We start from the raw sequence: 16,823 nt of genomic DNA, 5'->3' as shown, positions 1-16,823 counted from the left end.
CTTAGCTGTTAAGCCTAATGCATGTAACGGTTTAAGCCAAGCCGACTTTTAAACAATCGAGTATTTTTGTGTATTCTGCACAAAAAAACGGTGTTTAGCGTGTTCGATGTGCACTTTTTGAAAGATATTGTGCGTGTAACGCGTTTACCTGGGGTGATAAGCTTTCCAGTGTCCCACTGTTATCAATAACGTCATCTGCAGCGCTAAGCCTATCCTCTCGTGAGGCTTGTGCCGCCATGATATTCTTAATTGTTTGCTCCGCGCTTCCATCACGCAGGGTCGCGCGCTCAATTTGTATCGCCTCAGCGCAATCAACAACCAGCACGCGGTCACACATTACCGTTAGCTTATTCTCGACTAACAAGGGAACCGACAAAATACAATAATCACTCTGAGACTGCTCAATAAGCTGATGCATTCGCTCACGAATAAGCGGATGTAACAGGGCGTTTAACCATGCTTGTTCCTCTTTATCGTAGAACACGCGCTCTCTTAGTGCTGGGCGATTTAGTGAGCCGTTTTCGAGTAAAATGGACGGGCCAAAATGCTTTACGATTTCAGAAAGGCCGCTGCTGCCGGCAGCCACAACATCTCTTGCAATCTCGTCGGCATCAACGATATCAATACCCAGCTCTGCGAAGCGATTGCTGACTGCAGATTTACCACTGCCTATTCCACCGGTTAACCCCACAACGTATTTATTTTTCATTATGAGAGTACCCAGCTTAAGTAAGTAGTTGTGATGATGTCTTTGTAAAGTAGGGTAAGCCAACCGGCTACCGCGAGATACGGGCCAAACGGAATAGCCAGCGACTTTCCTTTATTCTGTATTACCATGATAGCGATGCCTGCGACAGCGCCAACAAATGAAGATAGCAAAATTATTATAGGTAAGCCCTGCCACCCAGTGAATGCCCCAAGTGCTGCTAGTAGTTTAAAGTCGCCGTAACCCATTCCTTCCTTACCGGTGGTTAATTTGAACAACCAATACACCGACCATAAACTTAAATAACCAAACGCCGCGCCCAAAATGGCATCGGTTGTATCTACAAATAAGTGCTGAGTGCTAAGGAGTAGCCCAACCCAGAGTAACGGTAAGGTTAATTGGTCGGGTAATAGCATTTTATCAAGGTCGATAAAAAGTAACGCAACAAGCACATAAGTAAACCCTACAGCCCATAAAGCTTGTGTTGACGGGCCGAAATGATAAGCCGCGAATGTACATGCTATGGCGGTAAAAAGCTCAACGAGAGGGTAGCGCGCAGAAATAGACGTTTTGCACGATGCACATTTCCCTTTTAAGAGTATATAGCTAATAACTGGTATGTTTTCCCACGCTCTTATCTTGTGGTTACAGTGCGGACACGTGCTGTCGGGCTTTGATAAATTGAATGGAGTATCTGGTGTGGTGGGTTCGTTATTGAAGTACGTGTCATATTCTTCTTTCCAGCTGTTTTCCATCATTATTGGAAGGCGATAAATAACCACATTTAAAAAGCTTCCTACCATTAAGCTTACCAGGAAAACCATGATAAAAAAGAACGTTGGGTACTGCTGGCTTAAAAAAATAACCGATTCCATTAAGGCGAACTCTTTATTATTTTGCGTTGGTTATGATGAAAAAACTTGCTAGTAGCGGCATGTTTGCCGCCAAAAAAGAAATGAATATTACACCACATCACCCATCTGGAATATAGGCAAGTACATCGCAACAATTAAGCCACCAATGACAACACCGAGTACAGCCATGATCATGGGTTCAAGTAAGCTGGTTAAGCCATCAACCATGTCGTCAACTTCGGCCTCGTAAATGGTAGCAATTTTACTAAGCATTTCATCAACCGCGCCAGATTCTTCACCAATAGCAATCATCTGCGTCACCATATCAGGGAACACATTGGTTGCTCTCATTGCCGTATGCATCGGCATACCACCGGCAACTTCTTTTCGCATAAATAAGATGGCATCACGAAAAACCGCATTCCCCGACGCGCCCGCCGCAGACTCTAATGCACCAATTAATGGAACACCGGCGGCAAAGGTGGTGGCAAGTGTTCGTGTAAAGCGTGCAATACTCGCTTTTTTAAGTATTTCACCAATGACAGGGATTTTAAGGACATTTTTATCTACATTATCTCTAAGCTTTTGGCTCTTTTTGTGGGCGCGCATAAACATTGCGCCTGCGCCGCCCATCCCAATTGCAATAAAAATACCGTAATCTTGCACAAATCGAGAAATGGCTAAAACAAACTGTGTAAACGCTGGCAATTCTGCACCAAAGCTACTAAAAATTTCCTCAAATTGAGGTACCACGAAAATAAGTAGAATTGTAGTTACAATAAAGGCGACAACCACAACCGCGATAGGGTAGAACATCGCTTTTTTAATTTTTGATTTTAATGCTTCGGCTTTTTCTTTATACGTGGCGATTCTATCGTAAATAAGCTCAAGGGCACCCGACTGTTCACCGGTATACACCAGGTCACAATATAAGTCGTCAAAGTAGTCTGGGTGTTTTCTTAATGCGCCCGAAAGAGGGTTACCGCTTTTTACTTCATCGGTTATTTGCGTTAATAGCTTTCGCATAGACGCTTTAGCATGGCCTTGCGCTATCATCTCTAACGATTGTATTAAGGTAACACCTGCCGCAAGCATGGTTGCGATTTGGCGAGATACAACAGAAATGTCGGCGGCAACAATTTTTTGACCACCACGACCAAATAGGGGTTTACTAAGTTTTTTAACTTTGTTCGCTGAAATACCTTGTCGGCGAAGTAAGTTTTTAGCCTCTGACAGCGATGTTGCTGAAATTTCGCCTTTACGAGACTGCCCTTGTCGGTCTTTGCCTTGCCAGGTAAACATCGTTGCTGCTTTTGCCATTACTTTTACTCAGCTATAAATATGGTTCGCTAGGAATGTAGACAAAAAAGCCCAGTATTCACCGGGCTTTTATTATTGAAAATTATGACTTAATTAGCATAGTGTTGTTGGGTCGCAAGCAGCAGCCCAGATAATGCGGTTATTGTCGATGTTAGGCGTCAATGTGTATGAACCAGTACCTGAAAGGCCTAAATCACCGTGCTGAGTCGCTGTAATTACACCATTCGCTGTGCTTACGCCAACAACGTCAACTGTAGCTGCAGCTGCTGACGCAGTAATGTCAGCTGGAATGCCGTTAGTACCGCCGTCACATACAGTAATGTCATTGGTAGATGCATAGCAAATTTCTACAGATGTTTTCGCAGCAGCTGTCGCGTTGGTCACTTCAGTGAACTTCGCTTTTTGTGTGTAGTTCTGATACGCAGGCAATGCGATAGCAGCAAGAATACCGATGATTGCTACAACAATCATTAGTTCGATTAGGGTGAAACCGTTTTGGTTTTTAGTGTTCATGTTTTTCATGGTCTTTCTCCGGGACGTGTATAACACGTAAAGTTAAAATATCTTCAAATTGACGTTTATACCTGAGACGCCCTTTTAAACGACCCCGGTACTTGATGCTCAGTATAGAATTTTATTTGCCTGTGACAAGTATAAGAAACTATACCGATGTCTTCGTTTTGCAGTATGACATGTATCAACAGCGCTTTGCATACGTGGCTAGTTAAACTTTCGTATAATAATCTGTAAGTTACCTTAGTTATAGCCTATTATACTAGCATCGTCTACTGCATCGTCGTGAGCAAACCTTTCCCTGTACGTAGTCCGCTTCTCGTCACAGCGCTACTTATCACCAAGTGCAATACGTAATGACAGGTCTATCGCGTTTACATGCTTTGTCAGCGCACCTGATGAAATGTAATCTACGCCCAAGGTTGCCAGCGACGCCAGTCGTTCGTCAGTGATATTTCCTGACACTTCAAGTTTAGCTTGCCCTTGCGTTAGTGCAACTGCATGTTGGATCTGTTCGTTGGTAAAATTGTCTAACATGATAATGTCAGCGCCGGCTGATAATGCGTCCTCTAACTCTTGATGGTTTTCAACTTCCACCTCAACCAACTTACCAGGCATCATATTTTTTGCCCGCTGAATGGCTTTGTGTATGCCACCGCAAGAAAAAATGTGATTTTCTTTTATCAAAAAGGCATCAAATAGCCCTATTCTGTGGTTCTTACCGCCACCGCAGGCTACAGCATATTTTTGAGCAAGTCGTAAACCGGGTAAGGTTTTTCTTGTATCGAGAATCTTGGTGTTGCTTCCTGCAAGGAAAGCGGCATAGTGAGAGGTTGTCGTTGCGGTACCTGACAAGGTTTGAAAGAAGTTTAATGCTGTCCGTTCTGCGGTTAATATTGCGCGTGCCGAACCTGACAAGCTTACCAATACGGTATTCGCATCAACCTTATCACCTTCATTGACATGCCAGTTAAGCAAAACGGTCTCGTCAATCAATGCAAAAGCTTCGTTTACCCACGCTACCCCACAAACCACGCACGGTTCGCGAGTGATAATGGTTGCATTCGCTGTTACGTCTTTTTCGATAAGGTTTGCAGTAATATCATTGTTGGCATTAAGTTCGCCGCCAAGGTCTTCTATTAATGCTTGCTTTACTTGTTCACGAATTGCGTGAATGTCAGGAGATGTCATGTGGTTTGCACTAGTCAGCTAAAGGGTACGCAATATTAACCAATCTCCGCGCTGAGTAAACTCTAATTGGCGAAGAACGCTCATTCCGAGCAAAATATGGTCATCTTGCATACCTGGGTTTAAGTTTGCTTCAACGTCGCGTACCACGATATCGCCGATGCGAAGTGTATCAATACGCGATTCTGCAACCGTCACTGTGCCGTTTGCGGTTCTAGCAAGCCCTTGTCTTCCTGCTTCTAGTTGCAATTTTTTCGCAAGGTGAGCGGGCACGGCAACATCTGTCGCGCCGGTATCAACAAGAAAAATCACTTCTTCACCGTTAATAAACCCTGTGGTGACATAATGGCCTGCTCTATTTTGTTTTAATCGCACTTCTGTTTGGGCGCCAACGCGCTGAGACTCTGGTGTCGAGTTTGGATTTACTTGTTTCTCTAGTAGGTCAGAGAAAACAAATACCAGTAACCCGAAACCACACACCCATGCGAGTATGACCATCCATTTTCCGGCAGAGCTGTCGCCGGTCTCGCTGTTCATATCGCTCATTCGATACCTCTTTTTACCCGTGTGCGTTGCCAGTATTTGGTTAGCTTTTTATCCATATAAAAGCGGTTTAGTTTGACAGAAATCATTGTTTTTGATGTTCTTCCTGTTCTTTATCAGGCCATTTCGTGCCAGTGTAGTAACAGTAATACAGTAAAAGACGAATTAACACGATGTTATACGAAAACGCTATTCAAGTAGATTGCCCGCATTACGATGAACGGCCAGAAGGAGCTGAGGTAAGCTTACTGGTTATCCATAACATTTCTTTACCTCCCTCCCAATTTGGCACAAAGGGAATTCGACAATTATTTACGGGCACGCTTAACCCTAATGACCATCCATTTTACAAAGAAATTGCTGGTCTACGCGTATCCGCACATTGTGTTATTTATCGCTCGGGCAAGGTAGAACAGTTTGTACCCTTTAACGCACGTGCATGGCATGCTGGCGTTTCTACCTTTCAAGGTGTTTCTCAATGTAATGACTTTTCTATCGGCATCGAATTAGAGGGAACCGATACGCTCGCTTATACCGACGAGCAATATCAAACACTTACTGAAATTTCGAATTTCATTCGTTCCCACTATCCTCGGATCTCTTTAGGGCGTATTGTGGGGCATAATGATATTGCTCCAGGAAGGAAGACAGACCCTGGAAGCGCGTTTGACTGGGCACGATTTAGAACCAGTTTATCGTAGCCCGCTTGAGCTACCTCAAGAAAAATAAGGTTTCAGCATGATTTTAATGAGTTTATTACTGGTGTTGAGTATGGAGCGCTTGGTGACTAAGCAACCCCACTGGCACATCGAAAAGTATGCCGAAAAATACAGAGCATGGACAACAGAAAAAGGTTGGCTTTCTAAAGACACAACACCGTTTATGTTCTACACAATATTGTTAATGCCCGCCTTGTTACTCGCTGCGCTTGAATATTGGTTGTTAGGCACATTTCTAACGTTTATTGAGCAAAGCCTTGTATTGTTTGTCTGTATCGGCTGCCCGGCATTGCGTGCTACTTATAAATGCTATTTAAACGCTGCACACCGGGGCGATGTGCAGGCATGCAGCATGTATACCGACCAATTGGGCCACTGCACAAGCGAAGCACCACAATCACAAAATGCCCAGGAGGAAGGCAGAAGTTTTGGTCAACATTTAACGTGGCTAAACTATCAACATTATGCTGCTGTTATGCTGTTTTTTGTTGCTTTTGGCGGCCCAGGTGCGCTGTTTTACGCCCTAAGTCGAAGTACCACCGAAATGTTATGTAATCGACAACATCCTTTGCGAGAAACGGCAATAAACCTGATGTTTGCGCTTGACTATATACCGGTAAGGATAACGGCGTTCGGTATGTTAATGATGGGGCACTTTTCACGCGCACTGTCTGAATGGCTTAACCATGTATTTTCGCTAAATGTGTCAGCCTATACATTGCTAACACAAGTATCATCCCAAGCAGAAATGCTTACACCTGAAGAGCAAGAGGCACAACAAAACAACGCGGCTATTGAGCCTCAAGTTTTGGTAAAGCTTGCTAAGCGAAATGTGATATTTTTATTGGTGCTAACATCTGCGTTAACGGTCGTCGGCTCGCTAGCCTGATAGACCTCCCATAAAGATGCGTCCAGTGTTTGATACTCGTTGCGCATTTCTTAATGAAGGGGGCTGATTTATAAGAAATGACATATAAATCAGCCATCTCCAACGTTAAATCTTCTCCATTCTTTCTCATCAGACCAGTACGGCATTCACTACTTTTTCTATTATTTTCAATGATAAAGGCAGGTGCTAAGCAATATGCCAAGGCTTTGCTATGCTTGAGAGTGTTTACCTACGGATTGAACTGCCTTAAACTGTATAGGTAAAATGGTATTACCAATATTAGTTTATTGTTCATTTTTTTTACACTAGCGCTTCGACAGTAGTTAAAAATAAGGTAGACGCATGCGTCAGCAGCGAAAAAAACTTGCAGATGTAATAACAGAGCAACTTGAATCGATGATTCTTGACGGCTCTTTATTGGCAGGTCAAAAACTTCCCCCAGAAAGGGAGCTGGCATTGCAGTTTGATGTGTCACGTCCTTCACTACGAGAAGCCATCGGTAATTTACAGGCGCGTGGTTTAGTGGAGCGAAAGCAGGGGGGCGGTACGTTTGTTAATCGCAACTTGAATTCAGCGATGACCGACCCATTGATGGCCTTAGTCAGTAAGCGCCCAGAAACGCAATTTGACCTTTTGGAGTTCAGGCACGCCTTAGAAGGAATGGCAGCATATTATGCAGCGCTTCGAGGGCAACCAGAGGACTATGATGCGTTAAAAACAGCATTAAACGAATTACCTACCCCTAGCGCCGATGAAAGCAAGCATCAGCAAGCACAAGCGCTTGGCCAGTTTTACATCATTATGGCGCGAGCCTCTCATAACATGGTGCTTTTGCACGTAATGAGTACGATGCAAAGTATGTTAGTAGAGAATATCGAACGAAATTTAGACATGTTGGCGATGCATACCGACACCGGTAATGACATAGCAAGACAGCGTCGTGAAATTGTTGAGGCTATTGCTGCGCGTGACCCTGAGGCTGCGCGCCAAGCGTGTAATACGCACCTTGCATTTATTGAAAAAACGCTATTAACCATTAATCAGCGTGATAGCCGCGTCCAGCGTGCATTACGACGGTTAGAAATTTAACCTCTCGCACTATGCGAGAACACGAGTTCGCAGTGATCTGGGTATGTTTTCAGAATCTCTGCATTAGCAGGTGAGCCATAACGGATCACTGTGAGTACAACGTTATTTAGTTCGTCTTCTCTTTGGTGCTTTCAATGTAAAGCCGAAACCTTAGAGATGATTGTCTATATAAGCAAAAATAGGATGGCACCATGACTGATATGTTGCACCAAGATGTCGACCCTCAAGAAACGAAAGAGTGGATTGATGCGCTTGAGTCTGTATTAGAAGAAGAAGGCGTAGAGCGCGCGCATTATTTACTTGAGAAGTTGATTGATAAAGCACGTCGTAGCGGCGCGCATTTACCTTACGACGCTACTACTGCGTACATCAACACCATTCCTGCAGCGCAAGAGCCGAAAATGCCAGGCGATCTAACCATTGAAGCGCGTATTCGTGCCGCAATTCGTTGGAACGCATTGATGATTGTATTGCGTGCATCTAAGAAAGATCTTGAACTTGGTGGTCACATTGGTAGTTTCGCATCCTCTGCCATGCTTTACGATGTGGGCTTCAACCACTTCTTTAAAGCACCGAATGAAAATCAAGGCGGTGACTTTATCTTCGCTCAGGGCCACATCTCTCCTGGTATCTACGCGCGTTCATACATAGAAGGAAACCTAACGGAAGATCAGTTAAATAACTTCCGCCAAGAATGTGCTGGCGATGGTCTGTCTTCATACCCTCACCCTCATTTGATGAAAGATTACTGGCAGTTCCCAACGGTATCGATGGGCTTAGGTCCACTTCAAGCTATCTATACCGCACGCTTCCTTAAATACCTTACAAACCGTGGTATTAAAGACTGTTCAGGTCAGCGCGTTTACTGCTACATGGGCGACGGTGAGTGCGATGAGCCAGAGAGCTTAGGGGCAATTGGTCTTGCGTCTCGCGAAGGCTTGGACAACTTAACGTTTGTGATTAACTGTAACCTTCAGCGTCTTGATGGGCCGGTACGTGGTAACGGCAAAATTATCCAAGAACTTGAAGGTACATTCCGCGGCGCAGGCTGGGAAGTAGTAAAAGTTATCTGGGGTAGTTACTGGGACGAGCTTCTAGCCCGTGATAAATCAGGCAAACTTATACAGCTTATGGGCGAAACGGTTGATGGTGAATACCAAAACTGTAAAGCCAAAGGTGGTAAATACACCCGCGAAAACTTCTTTAATAAGTACCCTGAAACCGCGGCGCTGGTAGCAAATATGTCAGACGATGATATTTGGCGCTTAAACCGTGGCGGTCACGATCCAGTGAAAGTGTTTGCCGCGTACCAAAAAGCGATTGATACCAAAGGCCGTCCAACGGTAATCCTTGCTAAAACAGTTAAAGGTTTTGGTCTTGGCGCGTCGGGCGAAGCGCAAAACGTAGCGCACAACGTGAAGAAAATGGAAGTAGACTCAATTAAGTTGTTCCGCGACCGTTTTAATATTCCAGTAGCAGACGACAAAATCGCTGATCTTCCTTATTTCAAGTTCGAAGAAGACAGTGAAGAAATGAAGTATCTTCGCGCACGTCGTGAAGCGTTAGGTGGTTACCTACCTTCACGCAGAGAACAAGCGGAAGAACAGCTAGAAGTGCCAGAGCTATCGGCATTCGATGCTATCTTGAAAGGGTCTGGCGACCGTCAAGTGTCATCAACGATGACCTTTGTCCGTGTGCTTAACGCCCTGTTGAAAGATAAGAAAATTGGCAAGCGTATTGTGCCAATTATTCCTGATGAAGCCCGTACTTTCGGGATGGAAGGTTTGTTCCGTCAGGTAGGTATTTACGCCAACGAAGGCCAAAAATACGTACCTCAAGATGCTGACCAAGTCGCTTACTATCGTGAAGATAAGAAAGGTCAGGTACTGCAAGAAGGCATTAACGAACTGGGTGCAATGGCATCATGGGTTGCAGCAGGAACATCTTATTCAACGTGTAACGCCACTACGATCCCGTTCTATATTTACTACTCTATGTTTGGTTTCCAACGTGTTGGCGACTTAGCATGGGCAGCAGGGGATAGCCAAGCACGCGGTTTCCTATTAGGCGCAACAGCGGGAAGAACTACCCTTAACGGTGAAGGTCTACAGCATCAGGATGGTCACTCTCACGTTCAAGCGAACCTAATCCCTAACTGTATTACCTACGATCCAACGTATGGTTATGAAGTGGCGGTTATCGTACAAGACGGCCTACGTCGTATGTATGGCGATAACGAAAACGTGTTCTACTACCTAACGTTGATGAACGAGAACTATCAACACCCGGCAATGCCAGAAGGTGAAGATGTTGCCGAGCAAATTATCAAAGGTATCTACAAGCTAGAGCGAGTAGAAAACGATAAGTCTGAGCGTAATGTTCAGCTTATGGGCTCAGGGACTATCTTGAACGAAGTGCGTAAAGCAGCACAGATTCTGTGTGAAGACTACAACGTATCGTCTGACGTTTACTCGGTGACCTCGTTTAATGAATTGGCCCGCGAAGGTCAAGGTGTTGCACGTTGGAACATGCTAAACCCAGAAGCTGAGCAAAAAGTATCTTACATTGGTCAAGTGATTACGAAAGATGCAGGTCCTGCAATTTCTGCTACTGACTATGTGAAGAACTACTCAGACCAAGTACGTGCGTTTATCGACACTGAATACCGCTGTCTAGGGACTGATGGTTTCGGTCGAAGCGATAGCCGCGAAAACTTGCGTACTCACTTTGAAGTTAATGCGTCATACATTGTGGTTGCATCACTTTACGAATTGGCTCAGCGCGGCGACGTTGAGAAAAAAGTGGTAGCAGAAGCCATTAAGCGTTTTGATATTAACGCTGAAAAACTTAACCCACTTTACGCGTAAGCCAGATAAGGTATTTTACATATGTCAGATATTCAAAAGATTATCGTACCCGATGTAGGTGGTGACGAAGTTGAAGTTATCGAGCTATGTGTTGCCGTAGGCGACAACATTGAGGCAGATGAAGGCGTTGTTACTGTTGAAAGTGACAAGGCGTCAATGGACATCCCAGCACCGTTTGAAGGTGAGATTGTAAGCTTATCGGTATCAGTAGGCGATAAAATCAAAGAAGGCGATGTGATTGGTGAGATGAAGGCTGCGGGCGGTGATAATGCATCTGAAGAATCCGCTTCTGATGATGCGCAAGAAGCGCCTAAGCAAGAAACACCTAAGGAAGAAAATCAGTCAGAAGCAGCACCTGCTGCCTCTGGCGGCAGTGAAGTTATTGAAGTTGCAGTGCCGGATATTGGCTCAGATGACGACGTTGACGTTATTGATGTACTGGTTTCAGTGGGTGATACCATCGAAAAAGAAGATGGCCTTATTACGCTTGAAACCGATAAAGCCACCATGGACGTCCCTTCAACACACGCAGGTACAGTGAAAGAAGTCTTCATTAGTACGGGCGATAAAGTGAAAGAAGGTACGGTGGTAATTAAGCTTGAAATTGCTGGTGAAGGCGGTTCAAGTGAAAGCCATTCAGCACCAGCCCAACAAGAAGCGCCTGCAAAAGAAGACAGCGCGTCTCAAGCAAGTGCATCATCAAGCAGCGAAACGATTGAAGTTGCTGTCCCTGACATTGGGGAAGACGGTGAAGTCGACGTAATCGATGTGTTGGTATCAGCTGGCGACACGGTTGAAAAAGAAGATGGCTTAATAACGCTTGAAACTGATAAAGCGACTATGGATGTACCTTCCACTCATGCGGGTACTGTCAAAGAAGTATTTATCAAAACGGGCGATAAAGTTAAGCAAGGTACGCTAGTAGTAAAACTAGAAACCCATGGCGGTGAAGCGTCAGTACAAGCATCTGAAAAGCCTGCTGAAACGCCAACCGAAGCACCTAAAAAAGAAGCCCCAAAACAAGAGGCGTCTGCGAATCGCTCTCCTGTGCCTGCCGCGCCAGAAGCGAAAAGTACAGGAAAGGCGCACGCATCGCCCTCTGTAAGACGTGTCGCGCGTGAGTTCGGTGTAGACCTGACATTGGTAAGTGGCTCAGGCCCTAAAAACCGCATTTTGAAAGAAGACGTTCAAGCCTACGTAAAAGCGGAGCTGGCTAAGCCTAGAACTGCGGCCGCGTCTGGCAGTGCAACGGTGGGTGACAACGTACTTCAAATTGTGCCGGTCAAGCCTATTGATCACAGCAAGTTTGGTGAAATTGAAGAGCAAAAGCTGTCGCGTATCCAGAAGATTTCTGGGCCTTTCTTACACCGTAACTGGGCAACTATCCCTCACGTTACGCAGTTTGACGAAGCCGATATCACCGACGTTGAAGATTTCCGTAAAGAGCAAAACGCGTACCATGCGAAAATTAAGTCTGGCCTTAAAATAACGCCACTTGTATTCGTAATGAAGGCGGTTGCGAAAGCGCTAGAGAAATACGAAGTATTTAATTCTTCACTTTCAGATGATGGCGAGAGCTTGATCATCAAGAAGTTCATCAACATTGGTATTGCGGTAGAAACACCGGGTGGCCTTGTTGTGCCTGTTATTCGCGACGTGAATAAGAAAGGTATTGAAGAGCTCTCTCGCGAGCTTATCGAGACGTCTAAGAAAGCCCGCGACGGAAAACTTAAAGCTGCAGACATGCAAGGTGGCACATTTACCATCTCTAGTTTAGGCGGTATTGGCGGTACCGCATTTACGCCTATTGTAAATGCACCAGAAGTCGCCATATTAGGTGTGTCAAAGTCTGAGATGAAGCCGAAGTGGAACGGCAGTGAGTTTGAACCTCGTTTGATGGTGCCACTGAGCTTATCATACGATCACCGTGTAATTGACGGTGCAATAGGGGCTAGATTCTCTACCGAGGTTGCTGCAAACTTGACTGACTTACGCAGAATAATACTTTAAGTAAAAGGTTGAAAAAGTTTACAATATCAGTGACATTTTCGACGATTTTATAAGCCCATTTGGTGGCATTTAGGTTATGCTATTACACAAAAGCAATAGCATGACCCTAAAAGAACAGGATTGAGGTTCACAATGAGCGAAATTAAAACGCAATTGGTGGTACTGGGCGGCGGCCCTGGCGGTTATTCAGCAGCATTTCGTGCCGCTGATTTAGGTATTGAAACAGTTATCGTAGACTCTCGCGACTCACTGGGTGGTGTTTGTCTTAACGTTGGCTGTATTCCATCAAAAGCCCTTCTTCATGTAGCAAAAGTGATGAAAGAAGCGAAGCACCTTGCAAGCCACGGTGTCACGTTTGGCGAGCCAACCATCGATTTAGACAAAATCCGCGATTACAAAGACGGTGTTGTTAAGCAATTAACAAATGGTCTTGGCGGTATGTCTAAAATGCGTAAAACCAAGCATGTTAAAGGCTTTGGTAAGTTCACAGGCGCAAATACACTAGAAGTAAAAAATGGTGACGACGTTACTACTATTACTTTCGATAACGCCATTATTGCTGCTGGCTCTGAGCCGGTAAGCCTACCGTTTATCCCAGAAGACGACCGCGTCATCGACTCAACTGGCGCGCTGGAAATGAAAGATATTCCAGAGAAAATGCTAGTGCTAGGCGGTGGTATTATCGGTCTAGAAATGGGAACAGTGTACGAAGCACTTGGCTCTAAAATCGACGTAGTTGAATTTTTAGATCAGCTTATTCCTGCGGCTGATAAAGACATCATGAAAGTATTCATGAAAGACTACAAAGAAAAATTCAACATTATGCTTGAAACCAAAGTAACAGCGGTTGAAGCAAAAGACGATGGCTTGTACGTAACGTTTGAAGGCAAAAACGCGCCATCTGAACAGGTACGTTACGATAAGGTACTTGTTGCAGTTGGTCGTAAGCCAAACGGTAAGCTGGTTGGCGCAGATGCGGCTGGCGTTAACGTTGATGAGCGAGGCTTTATTAATGTTGATAAGCAAATGCGTACCAATGTTGACCATATCTTTGCGATTGGCGACCTAGTTGGTCAGCCTATGCTTGCGCACAAAGCGGTTCACGAAGGTCATGTTGCAGCTGAAGTTATTTCAGGTAAGAAGCATTACTTCGACCCACGCGGTATTCCTTCAGTTGCTTATACTGAGCCAGAAGTTGCTTGGGTTGGTGTTACTGAAAAAGAAGCAAAAGAGCAAGGCTTAAGCTATGAAACTGCTGTGTTCCCATGGGCAGCTTCAGGCCGTGCAATTGCCTCTGATGCGACAAACGGCATGACGAAGATGATCTTCGACAAAGAAAGCGGCCGTGTTATCGGTGGTGCCATGATAGGTACTAACGCCGGTGAAATGCTTGGTGAGATTGGCCTAGCGCTAGAAATGGGTGCAGACGCCGAAGACGTCGCATTAACTATCCATGCTCACCCAACGCTAAATGAGTCTATTGGCCTGGCGTCAGAAATCTTTGAAGGTAGTATTACTGATTTGCCAAACCCTAAGGCAAAGAAAAAGAAATAACTTTTTTCAAAGTAAAAAAACCCGCTTTTAGCGGGTTTTTTGTTTTGGTACACAAGCTTTTCTTACGCTATTATTTTTTGCTTATTATCGTTTGCCGCAAGATGCGCATCGTTGTCGTCTTGGGATAAATGCGCAGGCGTAAAGGCGCCGCAGTCCATGTTGCGTTGGTCTAGAAAACGCTTAACGGTTTCTGCGCAATACGCTTTTCTGCAACACTGGGAAAGCAGCATCTCATGGCGTTGAACACGCTCTCGGATAAATTTCACTACTAACCCTCGAAGCCACTGCAACCCTGCATCTTGGTCTTGCCGCTTATGCCACATTACCGACAAAGGCGAGCTTACAATTTCAATGGGCGTTTCAAACACCGCCAGCTCACCTGAAAATATTTCTTTTTCCATTACCAGTGAAGGCGCTACGCAAATTAAGTTACTGTCTTTAAGTAATGGTGTCGCGTTATAGAATTGATTGACCGACATCGCAACACGACGTTTAAGCCCCATATTGGCGAGCACTTGATCGGTGGGGCCGGTGACATCGCCTGTTACGGATACCAGCAAATGATCGGCTGCAATAAAGTCTTCTAACGTAAGCTGCGATTTAGCCAATGGATGATCGGGGCGCATCACGACCACCCAGCTTGGGTCAAGCACGTGTTCTGCGCGGATCACCGAGCCTGGCTCTTGGTATTTAGAAAATGTTAATTCTGCTTCGGCGTCTTTTAGTATTTTATCGGTCTCCATATCGTAATTGGGGATCGCATGAATATTAATACCGGGCGCTTCATTTTCGATGACTTTCCTTAGGGGGCCCCAGACCATTGAAACGATGCTATCAGTGGCGGCAATTCTGAAAGTGCGTTTTGCAGTAGCAGGGTTAAAGTCGGTCGGGTTAACCGCAACTTCAAGCTCACCAAGGGGGCCTTGAATTTGACTCCATAAATTTTTAGCAAACGACGTAGGTTGTATCCCTCTACCATCTTTCACAAACAGTTCATCATTCCATGCCGAACGCATTCTAGATAAAGCATTCGAGACTGCGGGCTGGGTCATTGACAATCTATCCGCCGCCCGAGTAATTGCACCTTCGGTCATGATGGCATCAAAAATCATCAATAAATTTAAGTCATGTGGCCGCATTTTGAACTCCCGCGCTTGTTTTTTATACACCGATATACCTGCGAACCAATATATAACACCATGTGATATGTTGCATATTAAAATATAATTATTTTTATTGTTTAGACTTTAGCATAATGCGCGGCATTGAACCTTTAGTCGAAAATATTAAGAGAATCTTGCAATGAAAACATTACCCCGTCTATTCGCAATGGTGTGTATTACCGCGCTTATGATTGCATGCACAGACGAGCAGGAATCTGGTCAAGCGATGCAGGCAAACAATGCCGTACCTGTCGATGTAGCCAAAGTGGTCTCGCAACGTCTTACCGAGTGGGATAACTTCACTGGACGCTTAGAGTCGGTGCAAACCGTTGCGTTACGCCCTAGAGTGTCAGGTTATATTGACTTCGTTGCCTTTGAGGAAGGCGAATATGTTCAACAGGGGCAAACCTTGTTCCTTATTGATAATCGTACTTTCAAAGCTGAAGTGGCTAGGTTAACGGCACAGTTAGATGAAGCGAAAAGCCGCTTGGCGTTGGCTGAACATAACTATGAACGAGCGGCAAAGCTAAGAAAAACGCAAGCTGTTTCAGAAGAGGTACTCGATGCACGCTTGTCAGAGAAGAACCAAGCGTTAGCAGGCTTAAATCAAACAAAGGCGCTATTGGAGGTTGCGCGTTTAAATCGTGGCTTCGCTCGTGTTGAGGCACCTATTTCAGGTCGAATTTCTCGCGCTAATATTACCCAAGGCAATTTCGTCACCGCAGGGCAGAGTGAACTTACTCGAATTGTATCAACCAACACGTTGTACGCGTACTTCGATATTGATGAGCAGACCTACCTGAATTATCTAACAGACGATAACACTGCGTCTAGCGCAGTAAGTGACCAACCCGTTGCGATGCGCTTAGCTAACGAAACTGAGCATAGTCACTGGGGCAAAATTGATTTTATCGACAATCAGGTTAATAGCAGTACCGGAACCCTGCGTGTTAGGGCGGTGTTTGATAACCACGATGGTCGACTTATTCCTGGTTTATTCGCACACCTCAAATTGGCAGGGGATACGAATAATGAAGGTATTCTTATAAAAGAAAAAGCCATTGGTACAGACTTAAATAACAAATACGTATTAGTTGTTAATGCCCAAAGCCACGTTGAGTATCGCGCGGTAACCCTTGGCGACAAGGTAGGTAATATGCGCATTATTACGTCCGGCTTAACGCCGAGCGATAACGTTGTTGTCGATGGTTTGCAACGTGTACGTCCTGGTTCGGCAGTTATACCTAACGATGTAGCGATGGCCGATAACGGTGCGCTCGAAAGCTTAACTGCATGGCAGTCTCGTGTTGATAGCCAGCCACAGCCAGCAGATGATATGTCGCAGTATGAAGACGTGCTGTCTGGCGGCGCATTTCCCGCAACGGCTGCGACGGTAGGTCTTAAGTAA

At 45.0% G+C, this 16,823-nt stretch carries 14 protein-coding genes; 7 read left to right on the top strand and 7 right to left on the bottom strand.

The window, feature by feature from the left end; genetic code table 11:
• Positions 1-94 precede the first annotated feature (94 nt).
• The 6 genes from coaE to ACOJRU_RS13155 form a co-directional block, all read right to left on the bottom strand.
• The gene (gene coaE, locus ACOJRU_RS13180) at positions 95-709 is read right to left on the bottom strand and encodes a dephospho-CoA kinase (RefSeq protein ID WP_421132198.1); all 615 of its coding nucleotides are present in this window, start codon (positions 707-709) and stop codon (positions 95-97) included.
• Positions 709-1,581, bottom strand: a complete 873-nt coding sequence (locus ACOJRU_RS13175; RefSeq protein ID WP_421132197.1) for a prepilin peptidase — start codon at positions 1,579-1,581, stop codon at positions 709-711. Before ACOJRU_RS13175 ends, coaE begins: the two co-directional genes overlap by 1 nt.
• Positions 1,582-1,668: 87 nt before the next feature.
• Positions 1,669-2,880: a type II secretion system F family protein gene (locus ACOJRU_RS13170; protein WP_421132196.1), complete on the bottom strand. Its 1,212-nt coding sequence runs from the start codon at positions 2,878-2,880 to the stop codon at positions 1,669-1,671.
• Positions 2,881-2,973: 93 nt separating this feature from the next.
• Complete coding sequence (locus ACOJRU_RS13165) at positions 2,974-3,402, bottom strand: pilin (protein WP_421132195.1); 429 nt, start codon at positions 3,400-3,402, stop codon at positions 2,974-2,976.
• 321 nt (positions 3,403-3,723) lie between these two features.
• Complete coding sequence (gene nadC / locus ACOJRU_RS13160) at positions 3,724-4,584, bottom strand: carboxylating nicotinate-nucleotide diphosphorylase (protein ID WP_421132194.1); 861 nt, start codon at positions 4,582-4,584, stop codon at positions 3,724-3,726.
• A gap of 18 nt (positions 4,585-4,602) precedes the next feature.
• The gene (locus ACOJRU_RS13155) at positions 4,603-5,118 is read right to left on the bottom strand and encodes a retropepsin-like aspartic protease family protein (RefSeq protein WP_421134770.1); all 516 of its coding nucleotides are present in this window, start codon (positions 5,116-5,118) and stop codon (positions 4,603-4,605) included.
• A 179-nt stretch (positions 5,119-5,297) separates the two neighbouring features.
• Between ACOJRU_RS13155 and ampD the strand changes: the two genes are divergently transcribed.
• The 6 genes from ampD to lpdA all read left to right on the top strand — a co-directional run bounded on the left by ampD (position 5,298) and on the right by lpdA (position 14,252).
• The gene (gene ampD, locus ACOJRU_RS13150) at positions 5,298-5,825 is read left to right on the top strand and encodes a 1,6-anhydro-N-acetylmuramyl-L-alanine amidase AmpD (RefSeq protein ID WP_421132193.1); all 528 of its coding nucleotides are present in this window, start codon (positions 5,298-5,300) and stop codon (positions 5,823-5,825) included.
• Between the two features lie 37 nt (positions 5,826-5,862).
• Positions 5,863-6,732 carry a beta-lactamase regulator AmpE gene (gene ampE / locus ACOJRU_RS13145; protein ID WP_421132192.1) on the top strand — a complete coding sequence of 290 codons (870 nt, stop codon included), beginning with the start codon at positions 5,863-5,865 and terminating at the stop codon, positions 6,730-6,732.
• A 342-nt stretch (positions 6,733-7,074) separates the two neighbouring features.
• Positions 7,075-7,821, top strand: coding sequence for a GntR family transcriptional regulator (locus tag ACOJRU_RS13140; RefSeq protein ID WP_421132191.1), 747 nt, complete (start codon positions 7,075-7,077; stop codon positions 7,819-7,821).
• A gap of 191 nt (positions 7,822-8,012) precedes the next feature.
• A complete protein-coding gene (gene aceE, locus ACOJRU_RS13135) occupies positions 8,013-10,688 on the top strand; it encodes a pyruvate dehydrogenase (acetyl-transferring), homodimeric type (protein WP_421132190.1) in 2,676 nt (891 codons plus the stop codon).
• Positions 10,689-10,709: 21 nt separating this feature from the next.
• Positions 10,710-12,698, top strand: a complete 1,989-nt coding sequence (aceF, locus tag ACOJRU_RS13130) for a pyruvate dehydrogenase complex dihydrolipoyllysine-residue acetyltransferase (RefSeq protein WP_421132189.1) — start codon at positions 10,710-10,712, stop codon at positions 12,696-12,698.
• A 132-nt stretch (positions 12,699-12,830) separates the two neighbouring features.
• Complete coding sequence (lpdA, locus tag ACOJRU_RS13125) at positions 12,831-14,252, top strand: dihydrolipoyl dehydrogenase (RefSeq protein WP_421132188.1); 1,422 nt, start codon at positions 12,831-12,833, stop codon at positions 14,250-14,252.
• A gap of 62 nt (positions 14,253-14,314) precedes the next feature.
• Here the strand turns inward: lpdA and ACOJRU_RS13120 are convergent, their stop codons facing one another.
• On the bottom strand, positions 14,315-15,391 hold the full coding sequence (locus ACOJRU_RS13120; protein ID WP_421132187.1) for a LysR family transcriptional regulator: 1,077 nt from the start codon (positions 15,389-15,391) through the stop codon (positions 14,315-14,317).
• A gap of 163 nt (positions 15,392-15,554) precedes the next feature.
• On the opposite strand from ACOJRU_RS13120, the gene ACOJRU_RS13115 reads away from it, so the two are divergent.
• A complete protein-coding gene (locus ACOJRU_RS13115; RefSeq protein ID WP_421132186.1) occupies positions 15,555-16,823 on the top strand; it encodes an efflux RND transporter periplasmic adaptor subunit in 1,269 nt (422 codons plus the stop codon).

Origin of the sequence: Alteromonas algae, assembly GCF_049117195.1 — a bacterium.
Lineage (GTDB): Bacteria > Pseudomonadota > Gammaproteobacteria > Enterobacterales > Alteromonadaceae > Alteromonas.
The sequence above is the reverse complement of the archived record's forward strand: the minus strand, read 5'-3'. Positions and strand labels throughout refer to the sequence as shown.